The sequence below is a fragment of the Arcanobacterium hippocoleae genome (assembly GCF_040360365.1).
In the GTDB taxonomy this organism is placed as follows: Bacteria; Actinomycetota; Actinomycetes; order Actinomycetales; family Actinomycetaceae; genus Arcanobacterium_A; species Arcanobacterium_A hippocoleae_A.
The window spans coordinates 755,017-771,835 of sequence record NZ_CP136412.1 but is presented as its reverse complement, the minus strand read 5'-3'; the positions used below and the strand labels follow the sequence as shown (position 1 = coordinate 771,835).

At 48.8% G+C, this 16,819-nt stretch carries 20 protein-coding genes; 17 read left to right on the top strand and 3 right to left on the bottom strand.

Annotated features, from left to right (window positions below; all coding sequences use genetic code 11):
* Positions 1 to 406 precede the first annotated feature (406 nt).
* From RQN30_RS04055 to RQN30_RS04030, 6 genes are all read left to right on the top strand, one after another.
* Entirely contained in the window at positions 407 to 1,165 is a 759-nt protein-coding gene (locus RQN30_RS04055; RefSeq protein ID WP_353061367.1) for a carbohydrate ABC transporter permease, read from the top strand.
* Positions 1,162 to 1,341, top strand: coding sequence for a hypothetical protein (locus RQN30_RS04050; protein WP_353061366.1), 180 nt, complete (start codon positions 1,162 to 1,164; stop codon positions 1,339 to 1,341). Before RQN30_RS04055 ends, RQN30_RS04050 begins: the two co-directional genes overlap by 4 nt.
* Positions 1,338 to 2,255 carry a carbohydrate ABC transporter permease gene (locus RQN30_RS04045; protein ID WP_353061364.1) on the top strand — a complete coding sequence of 306 codons (918 nt, stop codon included), beginning with the start codon at positions 1,338 to 1,340 and terminating at the stop codon, positions 2,253 to 2,255. Before RQN30_RS04050 ends, RQN30_RS04045 begins: the two co-directional genes overlap by 4 nt.
* A 95-nt stretch (positions 2,256 to 2,350) precedes the next feature.
* The gene (locus tag RQN30_RS04040) at positions 2,351 to 2,569 is read left to right on the top strand and encodes a hypothetical protein (RefSeq protein WP_353061363.1); all 219 of its coding nucleotides are present in this window, start codon (positions 2,351 to 2,353) and stop codon (positions 2,567 to 2,569) included.
* Positions 2,566 to 3,651 carry an ABC transporter substrate-binding protein gene (locus RQN30_RS04035; RefSeq protein ID WP_353061362.1) on the top strand — a complete coding sequence of 362 codons (1,086 nt, stop codon included), beginning with the start codon at positions 2,566 to 2,568 and terminating at the stop codon, positions 3,649 to 3,651. The genes RQN30_RS04040 and RQN30_RS04035 overlap by 4 nt, the downstream gene beginning before the upstream one ends.
* A 223-nt stretch (positions 3,652 to 3,874) precedes the next feature.
* Positions 3,875 to 4,963: an ABC transporter ATP-binding protein gene (locus tag RQN30_RS04030; RefSeq protein WP_353061361.1), complete on the top strand. Its 1,089-nt coding sequence runs from the start codon at positions 3,875 to 3,877 to the stop codon at positions 4,961 to 4,963.
* 130 nt (positions 4,964 to 5,093) lie between these two features.
* On the opposite strand, the gene RQN30_RS04025 is transcribed toward RQN30_RS04030, so the two are convergent.
* Positions 5,094 to 5,972, bottom strand: a complete 879-nt coding sequence (locus RQN30_RS04025; protein WP_353061759.1) for a phosphoribosylaminoimidazolesuccinocarboxamide synthase — start codon at positions 5,970 to 5,972, stop codon at positions 5,094 to 5,096.
* A 135-nt stretch (positions 5,973 to 6,107) separates the two neighbouring features.
* On the opposite strand from RQN30_RS04025, the gene truA reads away from it, so the two are divergent.
* From truA to glmM, 4 genes are all read left to right on the top strand, one after another.
* A complete protein-coding gene (gene truA, locus RQN30_RS04020; RefSeq protein ID WP_353061360.1) occupies positions 6,108 to 7,007 on the top strand; it encodes a tRNA pseudouridine(38-40) synthase TruA in 900 nt (299 codons plus the stop codon).
* A gap of 292 nt (positions 7,008 to 7,299) precedes the next feature.
* Positions 7,300 to 7,743, top strand: a complete 444-nt coding sequence (rplM, locus tag RQN30_RS04015; protein WP_353061359.1) for a 50S ribosomal protein L13 — start codon at positions 7,300 to 7,302, stop codon at positions 7,741 to 7,743.
* A 38-nt stretch (positions 7,744 to 7,781) separates the two neighbouring features.
* Entirely contained in the window at positions 7,782 to 8,267 is a 486-nt protein-coding gene (rpsI, locus tag RQN30_RS04010; protein ID WP_353061358.1) for a 30S ribosomal protein S9, read from the top strand.
* Between the two features lie 441 nt (positions 8,268 to 8,708).
* Positions 8,709 to 10,040 carry a phosphoglucosamine mutase gene (glmM, locus tag RQN30_RS04005; RefSeq protein ID WP_353061357.1) on the top strand — a complete coding sequence of 444 codons (1,332 nt, stop codon included), beginning with the start codon at positions 8,709 to 8,711 and terminating at the stop codon, positions 10,038 to 10,040.
* A gap of 97 nt (positions 10,041 to 10,137) precedes the next feature.
* On the opposite strand, the gene RQN30_RS04000 is transcribed toward glmM, so the two are convergent.
* Together RQN30_RS04000 and coaA are read right to left on the bottom strand one after the other, a co-directional pair.
* On the bottom strand, positions 10,138 to 10,275 hold the full coding sequence (locus RQN30_RS04000; RefSeq protein WP_353061356.1) for a hypothetical protein: 138 nt from the start codon (positions 10,273 to 10,275) through the stop codon (positions 10,138 to 10,140).
* A complete protein-coding gene (gene coaA / locus RQN30_RS03995; protein WP_353061355.1) occupies positions 10,248 to 11,207 on the bottom strand; it encodes a type I pantothenate kinase in 960 nt (319 codons plus the stop codon). The genes RQN30_RS04000 and coaA overlap by 28 nt, the downstream gene beginning before the upstream one ends.
* A gap of 251 nt (positions 11,208 to 11,458) precedes the next feature.
* On the opposite strand from coaA, the gene RQN30_RS03990 reads away from it, so the two are divergent.
* The 7 genes from RQN30_RS03990 to tsaB all read left to right on the top strand — a co-directional run bounded on the left by RQN30_RS03990 (position 11,459) and on the right by tsaB (position 16,812).
* Positions 11,459 to 13,060 carry an NAD(P)H-hydrate epimerase gene (locus tag RQN30_RS03990; protein ID WP_353061354.1) on the top strand — a complete coding sequence of 534 codons (1,602 nt, stop codon included), beginning with the start codon at positions 11,459 to 11,461 and terminating at the stop codon, positions 13,058 to 13,060.
* A 90-nt stretch (positions 13,061 to 13,150) separates the two neighbouring features.
* A complete protein-coding gene (gene alr / locus RQN30_RS03985) occupies positions 13,151 to 14,296 on the top strand; it encodes an alanine racemase (protein WP_353061353.1) in 1,146 nt (381 codons plus the stop codon).
* Between the two features lie 108 nt (positions 14,297 to 14,404).
* Positions 14,405 to 14,947: a tRNA (adenosine(37)-N6)-threonylcarbamoyltransferase complex ATPase subunit type 1 TsaE gene (gene tsaE / locus RQN30_RS03980; protein ID WP_353061352.1), complete on the top strand. Its 543-nt coding sequence runs from the start codon at positions 14,405 to 14,407 to the stop codon at positions 14,945 to 14,947.
* Positions 14,948 to 15,004: 57 nt separating this feature from the next.
* Positions 15,005 to 15,475: a hypothetical protein gene (locus tag RQN30_RS03975; RefSeq protein ID WP_353061351.1), complete on the top strand. Its 471-nt coding sequence runs from the start codon at positions 15,005 to 15,007 to the stop codon at positions 15,473 to 15,475.
* Positions 15,433 to 15,816 (top strand): hypothetical protein, encoded by a 384-nt coding sequence (locus RQN30_RS03970; protein WP_353061350.1) that lies wholly within the window; start codon positions 15,433 to 15,435, stop codon positions 15,814 to 15,816. Before RQN30_RS03975 ends, RQN30_RS03970 begins: the two co-directional genes overlap by 43 nt.
* Positions 15,813 to 16,040, top strand: coding sequence for a hypothetical protein (locus RQN30_RS03965; RefSeq protein ID WP_353061349.1), 228 nt, complete (start codon positions 15,813 to 15,815; stop codon positions 16,038 to 16,040). The genes RQN30_RS03970 and RQN30_RS03965 overlap by 4 nt, the downstream gene beginning before the upstream one ends.
* Positions 16,041 to 16,098: 58 nt before the next feature.
* The gene (gene tsaB, locus RQN30_RS03960) at positions 16,099 to 16,812 is read left to right on the top strand and encodes a tRNA (adenosine(37)-N6)-threonylcarbamoyltransferase complex dimerization subunit type 1 TsaB (protein ID WP_353061348.1); all 714 of its coding nucleotides are present in this window, start codon (positions 16,099 to 16,101) and stop codon (positions 16,810 to 16,812) included.
* Positions 16,813 to 16,819 lie beyond the last annotated feature (7 nt).

Below are 16,819 nucleotides of genomic sequence, written 5' to 3'. Positions count from 1 at the left end.
CGAATCTTTTTCGTGAAGTGCGGGTAATCCACCGGTGTGAAGCTGCAATCATGAATTCGACATTAGCGCAAAAACGAGAAAAACCGATTCTGCGCTGCGCAAGCAGCTCACAGCAAAATGTTTGCGCACTGAAATCTGCTGCGATTGTATGTGCCGAAATGCTGGGTTGTGGCAGAAAGCATACTGGCTGATTTTATCTTGGCGGCAGTTAACTGCCGGAATTTTCCGCCAGGAAAAATTAAAGATTTTGCCTGAAAATATTGCAATTAACCTGGAAATAATTTCCAACTGAATCGATTTCTCTGCGTAAGCAATTCAGCAGCACGATAAAAGTTTTACGGTTTGTTAATTTTATATTTTGGAACTAGATGTTTTCGGTTCAATTTTAGTATTTAGAGTCGGGAACATGATGTTCCACGCACCTGCGAGCAAAACGAAAAATATCGGAAAACTAAATCAACGTTCGGATCGCCCAGATCGCCACGAGTTGTTTTTAGCGGCTGTTTTACTTATCCCAAATCTTATTTTTCTGGGGGTATTTACTTATCGGCCGTTAGCAGATAATATTCGGCTCTCATTTACTGATTGGAATTTGGCAGCTCCCGAAGCGAATTGGATTGGTTTTGCTAATTATGAAGAGTGGCTGCAGAATCCCAATACGTGGACGATTCTCGGAAATACGCTGATATTCACGCTTGCTGCGGTAATCGGTTCACTTGTGTTAGGGCTTTTTCTTGCGCTTGTGTTGGATCAGCGGCTGCGCGGACGCAATTTTGTTCGTTCGGTAGTTTTTGCGCCGTATGTTATTTCGGGTGCTGCGATTGGTGTGGCTTTTCAGTTTATTTTTGCTCCTGATTTTGGGTTGATTGCCGACGTACTGGAACGTTTCGGAATTCCGGCTCCGGATTTTTATCAGTATCCGAATTGGGCGCTTTTTATGGTTACCGTGACGTACATTTGGAAAAATCTGGGATATACTTTCGTGATTTATTTAGCTGCCTTACAAGGGCGGCGGAAGGATCTCGATGAAGCAGCAGAGATCGACGGTGCTTCGCCATGGACACATTTACGGAAAGTTCTTTTGCCGCAGCTTCGGCCCACAACTTTTTCCTTTCAATTACGGTGCTGCTCAACTCGATTCAAGTATTTGACATTATCAACGTGATGACGCGCGGCGGTCCGCAGGGGACAGGTACTACCACGATGGTCTTCCAGGTGTATCAGGAAACATTTGTGAATAATCGTGCCGGGTATGGGGCGACGGTGGCAACAATCCTGTTTTTGATTTTGCTTATCGTTACTGTGGTGCAGGTGCGGGTTATGCAGCGAGGTGAAAAATGAAAACAGAAAGAATTGCGATCCGCGGGCGAAATAAAATCTGGTCAAAGCGGCAGCGGCGGCAAGATTCCCGCGAAGAAGCGAATGCGGCTGTACAAAGTACTTCGCTGAAAATTATCGGATATATTGCAATGCTGATTGCACTGATGCTGATTTTGATTCCGATTTATTGGATCGTGATTGCGTCTTTTAAAACTCAAGGCGATATTTATACTTCGCCGGCAACGTATTGGCCTAATCCGTGGACATTAGAAAATTATCAGACCGTTCGTGAAGATCTGGCTTTTGGTGCTTACTTGCGCAATTCAATTATTATCACTGTTTTTCTGTCAACTGTGAAAATAATTTTCGGTGTTGCTTCTGCCTATGCACTTGCACTTTTGCGCTTCCCGGGGCGGAATCTGGTGTTTATGCTGATTATCGCATCGCTGATGGTGCCAAACCAGATTACGTTGATTTCGAATTATTCTCTGATTGCGAATCTTGGTTTGCGCAATACTTTTATTGGGATTATTTTGCCGCTTGCCGGCACCGCGTTTGGAACGTTCTTAATGCGGAACCATTTCTTATCGCTGCCGAAGGAAGTGATTGAATCGGCGCGGATGGACGGTGCGGGTCCGTTGAAGCTGCTGTTCCGAATTGTTTTGCCGATGTCGTGGTCTACTCTTTCCGCATTTGCGTTAATCACGATTGTCAATGATTGGAATGAGTACTTGTGGCCATTCTTGATGTCTGATGATGAAACGACGGCACCGCTGCAGATCGGTTTGACTTTCTTACAAAACAACGAAGGTCTTACAAATTGGGGGCCAGTGATGGCTGGCACGGTTCTTGCAGTGATTCCGGTGCTGATTGTCTTCCTGCTTTTGCAGAAGAACATGATCAAAGGCCTTACTTCCGGGGCGGTCAAGGGGTAAATGCGCTGGATCGGGAACTTTTAGCGGTTCTTCTGACAAGTAAATCGAAAATTCTTTCTCGCAATTGAAATGAAAATGTATTTGAAAGGTACATGATGAAAACACACAAAATCGCACTCGCGACTCTTGCGATTGTTTCGCTGGCACTATCTGGCTGTGCTGGGATGGGATCTCAGGGAGCTGCAGAAAAGTCTTCAGATAAAGCTGACGGTCCGGTGACCGTTGATTTTTGGTCAAATCACCCAGGATCTTCAAAAGAAATTGAAAAAAGATTATTGCTGATTTTGAAGCGGCGAATCCAGATATCAAAGTGAAACTCACAGATGCTGGAAAAGATTATGAAGAAGTTGCGCAAAAATTGAATGCGGCGCTCTCTGGCGGGCAAGTTCCAGATGTGGTTGTGGCATCTGATGTGACCTGGTTCAATTTTGCACTAAATAATCAGTTTGAGCCTTTGGATGATCTGCTTACAAAGGCAGATGCAAAGCCGGAAGATTACAACCAGAATCTTTATGATGAGTACAAGTTTAACGGTTCGCATTTTGCTGTTCCGTATGCTCGTTCCACGCCGCTTTTCTACTACAACAAGGATCTTTGGCAGCAAGCTGGTTTGCCTGATCGCGGACCAAAAACCTGGCAAGAATGGAATGACGATTTTGCTCCAAAGCTGAAAGCGAAATTCCCGGATATTTCTCCGCTTTCGATTCCAGATGGTGCAAATTATATGGATTGGTATTTCCAGGGCATGATTTGGTCCTTTGGCGGTTCTTATTCAAAGGACTGGACGATGACGATGTCTGATGAGAAATCAATCGAAGCTGGAAAATTCCTCCAAGATCAGTTTAAGCAGGGTTATTTCAGCGCAGCGAAGGATTCCTCAGTACCGTTTGTTGCAGGTGAGGCAGTATCCATGCTGCAATCCACTGGTTCGCTGCAAACTGTTTCGCAAGATGGAAAGTTTAATGTTGGGACGGCTTTCTTGCCGTCGCCAGAGAATGTTTCTGGAGTTTCCACCGGCGGATCTGGTGTAGCAATTCCAGCGAAGGCAAAGAATAAAGAAGCGGCTGCAAAGTTCGTAGCATTCTTAACCAATCCGGAAAATAATTTCGCATTCTCCCAGGGGACCGGTTATCTCGTCACTCGTACTTCTGCTGCGCAGCTGCCGGAAGCGAAGAAGTATTATGAAGCAAATCCAAACTTCCTTACGGCGGTGAATCAGCTGAAGCTTACGCAAAAGCAGGATGCAGCCCGTGCATTTGTTCCTGGCGGCGGGATGCGGATTGGTGCTGCATTAGACAAGATCTCCCAGGGTGCTGACGTTGCAGAAACCTTTAAAGCTCTTGATGAAGAGCAACAGAAGATTATCGATACTCAAATCAAGCCGAAACTCAAGTAAATCCGAATTTGTTTTTAATACTTGAGTGAATAAAACGGCTTACAAGAGGTGAGAGCAGTGTCTGCGAAATTGCCGATGCTGCTCTCATCCGCGGATTGAAATAAGCAGTATATTTTCCCAAAACCGTCGTGATGTGCGGGAAATAATCTGCAAAGCAGTATTGGCTTTTAGATAAAATTCACGTTTCTTAAAAACGCGATAATAGTAGGATACGGACTTTTAAGTGGCAAGTGTAACTTTTGATTCAGCTACGCGTATTTTTTCGGGCGCGGCAAAACCCGCAGTAGATAATCTCAATCTAGAAATTGCCGACGGCGAGTTTCTGGTCTTAGTTGGCCCCTCTGGATGCGGTAAATCTACATCGTTACGGATGGTTTCCGGCCTTGAACCAACTACGTCCGGAAGAATCTTAATCGGTGCAGAAGATATGACTCGGGTGCGTCCGCGGAAACGTGATGTGGCGATGGTTTTCCAATCCTATGCGTTATATCCGAATATGACTGTGGCGCAGAATATGGCTTTTGCTTTGGAAAATGCAAAAATTGCGAAGTCAGAAATTGAACAGCGAGTTAATTCGGCTTCAAAAATGCTGGAATTGGATGAATTACTTCACCGGAAACCTGCTGAGCTTTCCGGAGGTCAGCGGCAGCGTGTCGCGATGGGGCGGGCCATTGTGCGCAAACCGGCCGTGTATTGTATGGATGAGCCCTTGTCGAATCTTGATGCGAAGCTGCGGGTTTCAATGCGCGGTGAAATCGCGAGCTTACAGCGGCGTTTGGGGGTGACGACGATTTATGTGACTCATGATCAAGTTGAGGCGATGACGATGGGACATCGTGTGGCAGTGATGAAAGACGGGCAATTACAGCAGGTCGATACGCCGAAAATGCTTTATTCTCATCCCGCAAATGCTTTTGTGGCTGGTTTCATCGGGTCGCCGAGTATTAATTTTTTCCATTGCCGTGTTGAAAACGGTAATGCGGTATTTGGTTCGTACCGGCTTCCGTTGCCGCGGGATATTGCGGCAAAAGCGCGGGATGAGATTGTGCTTGGGATTCGCCCGGAATCGTGGGAAATAGTTGGCCGCGAAATGCCGGGAATTGAGATTGCGGCAGATTTAGTGGAGATGCTGGGGGCGCAAACATATCTGTATGGGAAAATGTTTGCACATGCGGAAGCTGAGCTGCATCCAGAGCGGATTGCGGTGCTTTTAACTCGGGGAATTAATTTTCATGTTGGCGAAGTCTTAACGGTGCGCCCGCGGCAGGAGGAAATTCACTATTTTGATGCGGTTACGAAAGCGGCGTTATAAACTTCGGCAGTACTGTAACTTCTGCTGAGACTCGTGAAACGTATCGATATGAATACAGCGGCTGTAAGAGGTGCTCTTGCAGCCGCTGCTCACGTCGGGACTTATTTGGATATTGGTAGTCGTCGGCTGATTATTCCCAGGATTTTCCGGTAAGGCGCTTGTAGGCGTCGCGGTAACGTGCTGCGGTCTTATCGATAACGTCTTGCGGGAGAGCAGGTGCCGGCGGGGTTTTATCCCATTCGAGAGTTTCCAGCCATTCGCGTAAGAATTGTTTATCAAAACTTTCTTGCGCATGCCCTGGTTCCCAAGTTTCACTAGCCCAGAAGCGTGATGAGTCTGGAGTAAATGCCTCATCACCGAGGGTAAGCGTGCCGTCGAGATATCCGAATTCGAATTTTGTATCAGCGAGAATAATTCCATGTTCAGCAGCGTAAGCAGATGCCTCGTTAAACAGCTGTAATGAAGCAGATTCTAATGCCTGTGCGGTTTCAGCACCGACAATATTCTTCAGTTCAGCAACTGAAATATTGATATCGTGCCCGCCTTCTTCCTTTGTGGACGGGGTAAAGATTGGTTCAGGAAGCGCATCGCCCTGCTGCAAACCGGCCGGCATTTTAATGCCGTTAATTGTGCCGTCTTTGCGGTAAGATTTCAGGGCTGAACCTTCAAGATATCCGCGTACGATACATTCGGCATTAACCATTTCAAGTTTGCGGACAAGCATTGAACGGCGTGCGAGACTTTCCGCATAATTCCTAAAAGGTGCGGGATAATCAGCTGGATCTGCCGATATCATATGGTTTGGAATGATATGTGCGAGTTTTTCAAACCAAAAGGCGGAAATTGAGTTGAGAATCCCGCCTTTATCGGGAATTACTTCGTCGAATACGACGTCAAAAGCTGATACGCGGTCAGTGACGACAATCAGCAGGTTTTCATCTAGATCATAGAGGTCGCGAACTTTCCCGCGGGAGAGAAGCGGAACCTCTGTTACTGGGCTGTTTTTCATAAGAGTCACGCTGTTTAGCGTATCTCTTTGATATTTTTTCTGCGCGATGTTCTAAATTATGGAATTCTTGGCGACGAATATTGAGACGATGTGAGATTATTGGCGGATGCCGCGTTGATATGGGAAACTAAACACATGGAAACAGCACTGACGCAAAACTTACGGATTCGACTTGATTTACGTTATCACGGCAGCGCTTTTCATGGCTGGGCGATACAGCCTGGTTTACGGACAGTAGCAGGAGAGCTCGCCGGGGCGCTTGCAAAGATTTGCCGGACAGAAGTGACTCTCACTGTAGCCGGACGCACTGATGCCGGAGTCCATGCCTGCGGGCAAGTTGCACATTTTGATTTGCCGCGCACGGTTTGGGAAAGACTATCAGGCCGTGCAGGTTTGCTGCCAGAGCAAGCGCTGCTCAGGAAAGTAAATGCGCTGCTTTCGCATAACGTTCCCGGTCCGAAAAGCTATTCTGACTGTGTAGTTTATGCTGCGCAGGCGGTTCCGAAAGAATTCGATGCCCGTTTTTCTGCACTTTGGCGCACATACATTTATCGAATCGCCGACGGAATCGATAAATGGGATCCAATGCGTACGGATATACTCTGGGTGCCGAATAAACTTGATTTGACCGCCATGAACGAAGCTGCCGCTCCGCTCCTTGGCGAACATGACTTTCTTTCATATTGCCGACCGCGGGCAGGAGCTTCAACTGTGCGGACACTGCAAGAGCTGAATTTTATCCGTGCTGACGATGGGGTGATTTGTGCAAAGGTGCGGGCTGATGCGTTTTGTCATTCGCAGGTGCGGACACTTATCGGCACACTCATTGAAGTTGGCAGGGGAGCCCGTGATATTGATTGGCCGAAGCGGCGTTTGGCTGCAAAATTGCGTAACGGAGAAGTTATTGTCGCACCTGCTCACGGGTTAACACTTGCCGAAGTTGGTTATCCGGCGCCGGATGAGTACGGAGCACAGGCGCAGCTTGCAAAGCGTTTCCGCGGAGAAACGAAAAATGCGGACTGCGGGTGCGGCTGAATCAAGATTCGGTGGAAGCAGATATTTAAGTTCAAATACAAATATTTCCGCAGTGAAAATCATGAATGAATCGGCTCACAGCAGGGCGAAAAGCTTTGACTGGAGACTGTTATATCGATAGGCTTACTTAATGTTGTGCAGGTTGTGTGCAGATATACTCCCACTCATCTGGCACCGAGAGCCGTGCAACGATTGATATTTTGACCAACGAATTGGCAGTAAATCCGCTGAAAAGCCATTAATTGTGGGGTTTGCCGTGCCGATTCATCGAATAGAAACGAAGGCTACGCAAGTGCGCACGTATACACCGAAGCCCGGCGACGTAGAAAAGAAGTGGTATGTTATTGATGCCGCCGACGTCGTTCTTGGCCGTCTGGCAGCTCAAGTTGCCACCCTGCTCCGTGGGAAGCATAAGCCGAACTTCGCTCCGAACACCGATACCGGTGATTTCGTAGTGATTATCAACGCTGAGAAGGTGGCTCTCACCGGATCAAAACGTGAACAAAAGATTGCTTACCACCATTCAGGTTATCCAGGTGGTTTGAAGGCTACCTCCTACACTGAACTTCTCGCATCAAATCCTGAAAAGGCTGTGATGAAGGCAGTGGCAGGCATGCTTCCAAAGAATACACTAGGTCGCCAGCAGCTTACGAAGCTGAAGGTTTACCGCGGATCTGAGCATCCGCATACTGCTCAGAAACCAGAGCCATATCAGCTCAAGCAGGTCGCACAGTAAATCCGCGATTCTAATCCGGACCAAACTTAAGGAGTACCGTGGCTGAGACCACCGTAGAAACCGAAGAGCTGACCGAAGTTAGCTCATATACTAGCGAGAGCGAAGCTCCGCGTACTGGTCAGGGAGCATCCTTGACCGCCCCCGGCGCAGGCCTTGGACGCCGTAAGGAAGCCATTGCCCGTGTCCGTCTCGTTCCAGGCGCTGGCGATTGGAAGATTAATGGTCGTACTCTCGACGATTACTTCCCGAACAAGCTGCATCAGCAGCTCGTTAATTCCCCGTTTGCACTTCTCGATATTGAAGGCCGCTTTGATGTGATTGCACGCATTAACGGCGGCGGTCCTTCCGGTCAGGCTGGTGCACTCCGCTTGGGCATCTCCCGCGCATTGAACGAAATCGATCGTGAAGCAAACCGTCCTGCATTGAAGAAGGCTGGTTTCCTCACTCGTGATGCGCGTGCAGTAGAACGCAAGAAGGCTGGTTTGAAGAAAGCACGCAAGGCTTCGCAGTTCTCCAAGCGTTAATTCTTTTTCATCAGTATCCCGCAGTTTACACGGGAAAGACTTTGTGAAAGAATTCGGGAAAATGATTCCTTTTACTCGAGTCCGTTCTGGTTTCCAGGCGGGCTCGAGTTTTCTTTTCGGATAAAAGATCCAATCTGCAGCCAAACTAAAATTTCATCTGCGGCATGCTGAAACTGCGAGCGCTGCTTTCCTGCCGGAGAAACGGAAACGATCCGGGAAATTGCATCCCGTTTCCCTGATATTTAAATTTTCGGCAGATATTATCCGCATCTTTCCGCTGTGTTTTTATCACAGCAAAATCGCAGTATTACCCTGCGGTGAGAATTAGAATTAGTATCAGCGAAATGGATTTAAGTATGCTGAGAAAAGACAAGGAAATTTCTCAGGACAATTTCCAAAGAATGAACCAAAAGCATTAACGGACAAATAGAAAGACTTGAAATGGCACGATTATTTGGTACTGACGGTGTTCGCGGGGTGGCGAATCGGGAAATCACTGCAGATTTTGCGCTGAAACTTGGTGAAGCTGCCGCCCGGGTGCTTGCCAGCACAGATCTTGGACATCGTCCCCGCGCAATTATTGGGCGTGATACGCGCCAGTCGTCCGGGATGCTCTCCCACGCAATCGCTGCCGGGCTTGCAAGCGCAGGTGTTGACGTAGAACATGTGCGTGAGATTCCAACCCCGGGAGTTGCCTATCTGACAGCAGAAGAAGACTATGACCTCGGTGTGATGATTTCGGCTTCGCACAATCCAATGGCAGATAACGGCATTAAATTCATTAACGGCGACGGTTTTAAACTTGATGATGCAATCGAAGATCAAGTTGCGGCACTGCTTGGTGAGGAATGGGAACGCCCAATCGGTGCAGGTGTTGGCGCAATTTCCGAAACAGCGCTCGTATCTGACCGTGTTTATATGAATCACCTAATCCGTGCCGGCCGGCCGCTGCACGGGCTGCGCATCGCACTCGACTGTGCAAATGGGGCTGCATCCGATGTTGCTCCGCGTGTTTTTCAAAAGCTCGGTGCCGATGTGGTGGTAATCAATGCCGCTCCCGATGGGAAAAATATTAATGACGAATGCGGTTCTACGCATCCAGAGCAGCTGCAGGCACTGACGATTGCCACCAAAGCGGACTTTGGTTTCGCATTCGACGGTGATGCCGACCGCTGCCTGGCAGTGGACAGCGAGGGCCGGCTTGTTGACGGGGATCAACTTATGGGACTGCTTGCCGTCGCGATGAAAAACGACGGAAGACTGAAGCGGAATACGCTTGTGCTGACAGTAATGTCGAACCTCGGCTTGCATTTGGCAATGCGCGATAAGGGGATTAAAACTGTTTCCACCAAAGTCGGTGATCGTTACGTACTGGAAGAAATGCTCAAACGCGGATATAACCTTGGCGGTGAACAGTCAGGTCACGTGATTAACCTCGATCAAGCCACCACTGGCGACGGAACGCTCACTGCGGTACTGATTGCAAGTGAAATCGCGAAAGCCGGGAAGGGTTTGGCGCAGATGGTTTCATTTGTCCAAAAGCTGCCGCAAACCTTGATTAACGTGTCGAACGTCGATAAGAACCGGGTGGCGGAAGTTGAAAAAGAAGTAAATGAGATTGAAGCTGAACTGGGCAAAACTGGGCGTGTACTGCTGCGTGCTTCGGGTACAGAGCCTTTAATCCGTGTGATGGTTGAAGCAGGTACGCAAGAAGAAGCAGATAAAGCTGCACAATACCTTGCTGATACTGTCCGGGAAAAACTTTCACTCTGAATGCTTTGATTAACGGAAAAGAATTCCGCAATTTTAAATGTTTTTCTGCGCAGGCAGAGTTGTGAAGGGCAGGTGCGGCAGCACCGGCTGCTGCAAGTCAAAGCCTGCGGAGAAGGACATCAGTTACCGTATGATCGCTGCCTTTGACGAGAACTACGGTAGCGCGGGAACGGGTTGGGGCAATATGCTTGCGCAGGTTCGGCAGATTTACCGCACGCCAAACTTCGCGTCCCATCGCCAGCACTTCTGCTTCCGAAAGATTCGCATATTTTCGGAAGAAAGAGCGCGAGTTTGCGAATGCGCCTTTTTCAGCGCAAGCATTCGATTCAAATACCAGGTTTCAAGATTTTCTTCTGCAGCATCAAGGTAAATTGAGAAATCAAAGTAATCCGAAACCGCGCGAAACTCTCCGTCGGCACTCGACATCCGCGGAGGCTGAAGCACATTCAAACCCTCAACAATTAAAATCTGGGGCTGATTCACTGTAATGAATTGATCCGGCACAATATCGTAGGTGACGTGATCATATACTGGAACTTTCAGATTCGGTTTTCCGGATTTTACATCATCTAAGAAATTCAGCAGCGCATAGCGGTCATAAGACTCCGGGAATCCTTTCCGGTGCATGATCCCGAGTGCTTCAAGTTTTGCGTTCGGATAGAGAAAACCGTCGGTGGTGATTAAATCAACATTTGGCGTTTGCGGCCAGCGGCTCATGAGCTCGCGGAGCAAACGCGCAGCTGTAGATTTACCGACGGCTACGGATCCGGCAATCCCAATAATCCATGGCGTGCGCGCCTCAGGGAAACCAATGAACTCAGTTGATTCATGGAGCAGTTTGCGGGTACTTTTTGCATACATTTGCATCAGCGCCGAAAGCGGACGGTATACTGCGTCAGCTTCCGCAATATCGATTGGGTCTCCAAGTGCGGCAAGCCGGCGAACATCTTCATCATTTAGCGGCAGCGCAGTAGCTGCGGCAAGGGAACGCCATTTTTCTGCTGGAATTTGCACATAAGATCCGTGAAATGAAGGGGCTGCAGCGCCGGTGAAATTGATATCAAAACTGTTGCCGGAATTATGCTGCAAACCACTGCGAGTGCCGGCACTGCCGTCGTGAAAAGCATTTTCAGCTATGGAATAACGGGGGTCAGGAGTGTGTTCCATCAGGTTTATTTCGCCGCCAAACTCGTCGAAGCTGTTTTGGTTTAAAAGCAGAAATACAAAATCGCGGATTGCGAATTTGTATTTTCTCTCTGTGGGGAATTGTAAGTGATATCGCTAGTGAAAATACAGTTAAACAGGATAATCGCGCGAATCAGATTCGAAAATCCAGCAAAATCGCTTTCACAAAAATGAAGCAGAAACGTCCTTATTTTTATCCGCAGTTTGCCGTTTTCGAAATGTAAACTGGAAATATGCAATACACATTTAGCGTGAAAGAAGTCCGCCAAGCCGATCAGATTCTGCTTGCAGCCGGAGCACCGCTGATGGAACAAGCCGCCTACGGACTTGCGAACTGTATTATCCGCGAGCTGCGTGAAGCTAATTTCCGGATTCCTGGATCTACAGTGCTGATTCTTGCGGGAAAAGGAAACAACGGAGGAGATGCGCTCTATGCTGGCGCATATCTTGCGCAGCGCGGAATGCACGTGAACGCGGTAGCAGTTTCCGGAGCACACGAAGCCGGAATGCGCGCAGCAAAACGGGCAAATGTGCAAATCATTGAATCACCTTCGGAAGATCAGCTGCGGGAATTAGCCCGCGGCTGCGGTATCTGGGTTGACGGACTATTGGGAATCGGCGCTCGCGGTGAGATTCGTGAACCTTTTTCCAGTTGGATTCGTGTGCTGAACGCGGAGCGATTTTGCTGGCCGCCGTCGCTGAAAATTTTCGCAGTGGATATCCCGTCTGGAATCGCAGCCGATACCGGCAAGCTGCTTGGCGCAGTGCTGCCAGCAGACGTTACCGTCACCATGGGATGCATGAAAACGGGCATGCTGCTGCCGCCTGCCGCAAAATTATGCGGGCGGATTGAAGTAATTAATCTTGGATATGAACGGTTCCTGCTGAATGCTGCGCAGATGCCGCGTGTGTGCCGTATCGGGAGCGGAGATTTGCAGGATGTGCTGTTTTCCCCGCTTCCGCAAGACCACAAATATTCGCGCGGTGTGCTTAGTGTAAACACTGGATCGGCGCAATATCCGGGAGCGGGAGTACTCTCCGTCGGCGCAGCACTCCGTACGGGAATCGGAATGCTGCGTTATTGCGGCGGGATAAAAGATGAAATTTTGCGCGCTTATCCAGAGGTTGTTGCGCATGCCGGAAATAGTGACGCATGGCTGATCGGTTCCGGAATGACTGATTTTGCTTCTGCCCAAAAATCCTATCAGCAAGCAGCGGAACAGAAAGCTGCGGCAGTGCTTGATGCGGGAGCAATTAATTTGCTTGCAGGCAGTGCGGCGCAAACTCTCACAGTGATTACACCCCATGCGGGTGAATTGGTAAAACTGCTGCGGACTTTTCCGGATTTCGCGCAAGTTGACGTTTCGGAAATAAACGCAAATCCTGCGTATTACGCGAAAACTACAGCTGAATTGACGCAGGCAGCTGTAGTATTAAAAGGATCAGTTACGCTGATTGCAACACCGAAAGGCGATATTTTTACGCAAGGTCCGGCGACGCCGTGGCTTGCAACAGCTGGGTCAGGCGATGTGCTTGCGGGAATTATCGCCGCATTAGCGGCAAATTGGAACGCGGCAGTAATCCGGAGTAATCCCGCAGATTCCCAAACCAGGCAAGATTATTTTGCAATTGCAAAAATTGCTGCGGGCGGAGTGGAGATTCATGCGCGTGCCGCAGCTCTTGCGGCAAAAGCGGTCAGGCAGCAGGAAATAATGACTTTCCAGCCGCGTCGGATAATGTGTTCTGGCAAGCCGATTATTGCCGGAGATATTATTGAGATGATTGCGGACGTGTTGTACGCAGTTTTGAATCCAGTGCAGGACGTGTCGGAATAGATTCGATAGATTATTCCCTAATCGGATTCTAAGGGGTAAAGTAAATCGACGGCGAAAAATAAAGTGTCAAGATTCGAGGAGGCGTGATTTGTGAAAGAAAAACATATCGCAGATTCGCATTTTCCTTCACGTGCACTAATTTCGAAGCAAGCTTTTGTGCATAATTTACGGCAAACAAAAAAGCTTGCCGGAGCAGCTGAAGTAATGGCAGTAGTGAAAGCCGACGCTTATGGGCATGGTGCGTATCAAATCGGGCAGTGGGCTTTGGACGCTGGTATTCGATGGCTTGCTGTTGCACAGCTTGGTGAAGCTATTGAACTGCGGAAAGCGCTTGGACAGCGCGGAAGAATGCTCGCGTTGATTGCTGATCCGAGTGCGCCGTTTGCTGAAGCACTAGAACTTGGGATTGATCTTTCGCTTGGATCTGCATGGGCTTTAGCGGAAATAACTGCGGCTGCTGAGCATACTGGAAAACCGGCGCGAGTGCATATTGAGGTTGATACCGGGATGGCGCGCGGCGGTTTCACACTGCAGGAGTTTCGGGAACTTGTACCGCAAATTATGCGCTGCGTTCGGCAAGGTGTGCTTGAAACTGTTGGGTTATGGAGTCATTTTGCTTGTGCTGATGAACTAAGTTCACCGGCGACTGAAAAACAGATTCAGATTTTTGAGACGGCGAAGCGAATTGCGGCCGAAGCAGGTATGGAGATTGAATACTTTCATATTGCTGCTTCCAGCGCACTCTTATGGCATCCGGAATCGCGTTATTCGATGGTGCGTCCAGGTGCGATTCTCTACGGGATTAGTCCTGAGCCGGAGAATGCGACGGCTGAAGAACTTGGGTTCAAGCCGGTAATGACGCTTGAAGCAAATCTGATTTCAGTGCGTGATGTGCCGGCTGGGACTGGAGTGAGCTACGGTCACACGGCTGTTACGGAGAAAGAAATGCGTCTTGCCACTGTTCCGTTAGGATACGCCGACGGGATTCCGCGTCATGCATCGAATACGGCGCAGGTAATGCTTCATGGCAGACGGCGAAATATCTGCGGCCGTGTATGCATGGATCAGTTTGTGATTGCCGCAGATGGGGCGGATCCAGGCGATACTGTTACACTTTTCGGTTCTGCAGATGCAGGTAATCCGACTGCTGATGAATGGGCAAAACATTGCGATACAATCGGATATGAAATTGTTTGCCGTTTAGGGGTACGTGTACCGCGGTATTATGTTGATTAAAAAATAATTGAATTTCATTTGCGGAATTTCAATAGTTTGTGTTTTGGACAGCTGAAGTAAAGCATTAAATACTGCAGAAATACAAAATCTGCAAGAAACGGGAAACTAATGACGATAAAGATTGAGGTGCCGACTGCAGAGCAGATTCAGGCAGTGGGTGCGGAGTTTGGACGTTGTGCCCGCGGCGGCGATTTACTAATGCTCAACGGGCCGCTGGGTGCAGGAAAGACTACAATGACCCAGGGGATTGCCCGCGGGCTTGGAATCGGAGCAAAAGTTTCTTCTCCGACTTTCGTGATTGCACAAAACTATACGGGTGCGCATGGCGTAGATTTGGTGCATGTGGATGCTTACCGTCTCGAATCGCTGGAAGAACTGGATGCGCTTGATCTTGATACTTCGCTTGACGTCTCACTGACCGTGGTGGAATGGGGCGAAGGGAAAGCGGAAGTACTTTCCGCTGATCGTGTGGAGCTGCAGATTAAACGGCCGGAGGGCAGCGCGGCTGGTCTTGATCCGGAAGATCTTTATGGTGATGCGCCGCGGACACTCATTGCGGAAGCTTACGGTGTGCGCGGTACGGAATATCTCACATCAGTACTTTTAACAGAAACTGTTTCCGCACTGGTTGCGAATAAGCAAACCAGCTAGTGAACTGATGAAAATCCGGCAAAGCTAGTGGTAACGAGGATTAAGGAAATATTTCTGATGAATCACCTCATCCGGAAACTAACCGCAGGAGGAGCAGCCATCTGGATGGCAGCAGGTTTCTTTGCGGCTTCGCCGGCATTTGCGGCACCGAACTTTTTGCTCCAAGAGCGTATTCAAAGGTGCGGAGTGTTAACCGCAGGAGTTTTTGCAGCAGAAAATAAAACCGCAGGCAGTTCTGCTGTTCCGAATGCTGCGGCGTATTTGCAGCTAGATCTGCTCAACGTAGAAATAACGGATTCCACCCTTGAAAAATGGCTTCAAGAATCAGGTTTGGCTGTAATCAAATCTTACGCTCCGACCGTTTTCCCAGACGTGACAGCTGAGGAAATTATCGCTTATAAGATTGGTAAACCGGTAAAAGTATTCCGGTTTGCAGAAAAAAAGGACAAAACGGGGTTCCGGAGATTATTGAATCGGCAATTCGGGTGGCGCCCATTTCAGATAACGACGGGAATGCCGTCGGCGTGATTCAAGTGGAGCTTGATAAAGAAAATCCGAATACCCGGCAAGTAATTGCAGATGTAAAGTTGGGGCAGCGGTTGCTGCCGCCGCCAGCGAGTTCGCAGCAGCGGCCGGATCCGGAGACGCTAATCTATGATCAGCCTTTGAAAGCCTGGTTTGCGGTTAAGGATAAATCGATTGAGGCAGCTTCACAGTCCGGGGAAAGCGTTGTGCTTGGCAGCGTGCCTTTGGATGTCTTTTTCAACAGCGTAAAGGTATTATTTCCGGTGGTGCTACTGCTGCATCAATTGAACAGCAAGCTGAAACTCTGCCGCAGGCAGCAGATTACCGGCATCCATGGTTTATGATTGTCGTTCTTGCATTAATGCTGTTGCTTTTTGTAAGTTCGATTGCCTGGCTGATTTGGGAATCGCGCTTCGAGCATCTTCGAAAGCATAAAAAAGCTAATATGCTCTGGGAATGGGCTACAGGCCACTTGCGGATAGTGCGTTTCGGAGATAAAGACGCGCAGCAGCGGAAAGTAAAATTTAGTGAATCCGGCGGTAAGGTTACGCTCTACGAAAATCGGTAATGACGCGGGTCTCCGGCAGCGGCAGAGAAGAATTCGATGTGAAGAGAAAGAAGGAAAAATGAAGTTTTTGACGATTGATGCTTCCAATATGCTGATTGCGGGCGTATGCGAAAGCGATTTTGGTGCAGTAAAGCAGCTTTCAATTCAGCAGTCTGCTGATGCGCGGCATCATGTTGAAGCGCTTGCGCCGATGGTTCGTGATGTGCTGCATGCGGCAGGAATCGAAAGGCCGGACGCAATTATTGCGGGTACAGGGCCGGCAGCTTTTACTGGTTTGCGTGCCGGATTGGTAACAGCACGGACTCTTGCCCGTGCTTGGAATGTGCCGATTTACGGAATTTCTTCACTTGAGGCACTTGCGCTTGCCGGAGCAGAACAGGGGGCGAATATTGTTGAAGCGCTGATTGATGCGCGCCGGAGGGAAGTTTACGCGCTTCGCGGACGATTAATGGGCGCTGATGATATCGAGGTATTGGAAGATGCGCGTGTGATTAGACCGGTTGATTTGGCAGCTGAACTGGAAAATAATCCCGCAATCGTGGTGTGTGCTAATCCGCTGCTGTATGCTGATGAGTTCCCGGAAAGAATTACGGCACAGTGTACGCCTGAAATATTGACTCGGCTTTATCTTTCCCGACAAAGCCGAAAAGATGCCGGAGCGGAGATTGATTTTCGTACCGATCCGCAATATCTGCGCCGTCCGGATGTGCAGAGCGGGATTCATGCGCAAACTAGTGCGCAGGGAAATCCGTATGAGCTTGGGATGAAATAAGTTAAAT

Excerpts from the sequence above, each read along its gene's own strand:
- RQN30_RS04055 (WP_353061367.1), top strand. The coding sequence starts at position 407 with ATGATGTTCCACGCACCTGCGAGCAAAACGAAAAATATCGGAAAACTA.
- RQN30_RS04045 (WP_353061364.1), top strand. The coding sequence starts at position 1,338 with ATGAAAACAGAAAGAATTGCGATCCGCGGGCGAAATAAAATCTGGTCA.
- RQN30_RS04040 (WP_353061363.1), top strand. The coding sequence starts at position 2,351 with ATGAAAACACACAAAATCGCACTCGCGACTCTTGCGATTGTTTCGCTG.
- RQN30_RS04025 (WP_353061759.1), bottom strand. The coding sequence starts at position 5,972 with ATGAAAAACAGCCCAGTAACAGAGGTTCCGCTTCTCTCCCGCGGGAAA.
- truA (WP_353061360.1), top strand. The coding sequence starts at position 6,108 with ATGGAAACAGCACTGACGCAAAACTTACGGATTCGACTTGATTTACGT.
- glmM (WP_353061357.1), top strand. The coding sequence starts at position 8,709 with ATGGCACGATTATTTGGTACTGACGGTGTTCGCGGGGTGGCGAATCGG.
- RQN30_RS04000 (WP_353061356.1), bottom strand. The coding sequence starts at position 10,275 with ATGGGACGCGAAGTTTGGCGTGCGGTAAATCTGCCGAACCTGCGCAAG.
- coaA (WP_353061355.1), bottom strand. The coding sequence starts at position 11,207 with ATGGAACACACTCCTGACCCCCGTTATTCCATAGCTGAAAATGCTTTT.
- RQN30_RS03990 (WP_353061354.1), top strand. The coding sequence starts at position 11,459 with ATGCAATACACATTTAGCGTGAAAGAAGTCCGCCAAGCCGATCAGATT.
- tsaE (WP_353061352.1), top strand. The coding sequence starts at position 14,405 with ATGACGATAAAGATTGAGGTGCCGACTGCAGAGCAGATTCAGGCAGTG.
- RQN30_RS03975 (WP_353061351.1), top strand. The coding sequence starts at position 15,005 with ATGAATCACCTCATCCGGAAACTAACCGCAGGAGGAGCAGCCATCTGG.
- RQN30_RS03965 (WP_353061349.1), top strand. The coding sequence starts at position 15,813 with ATGATTGTCGTTCTTGCATTAATGCTGTTGCTTTTTGTAAGTTCGATT.
- tsaB (WP_353061348.1), top strand. The coding sequence starts at position 16,099 with ATGAAGTTTTTGACGATTGATGCTTCCAATATGCTGATTGCGGGCGTA.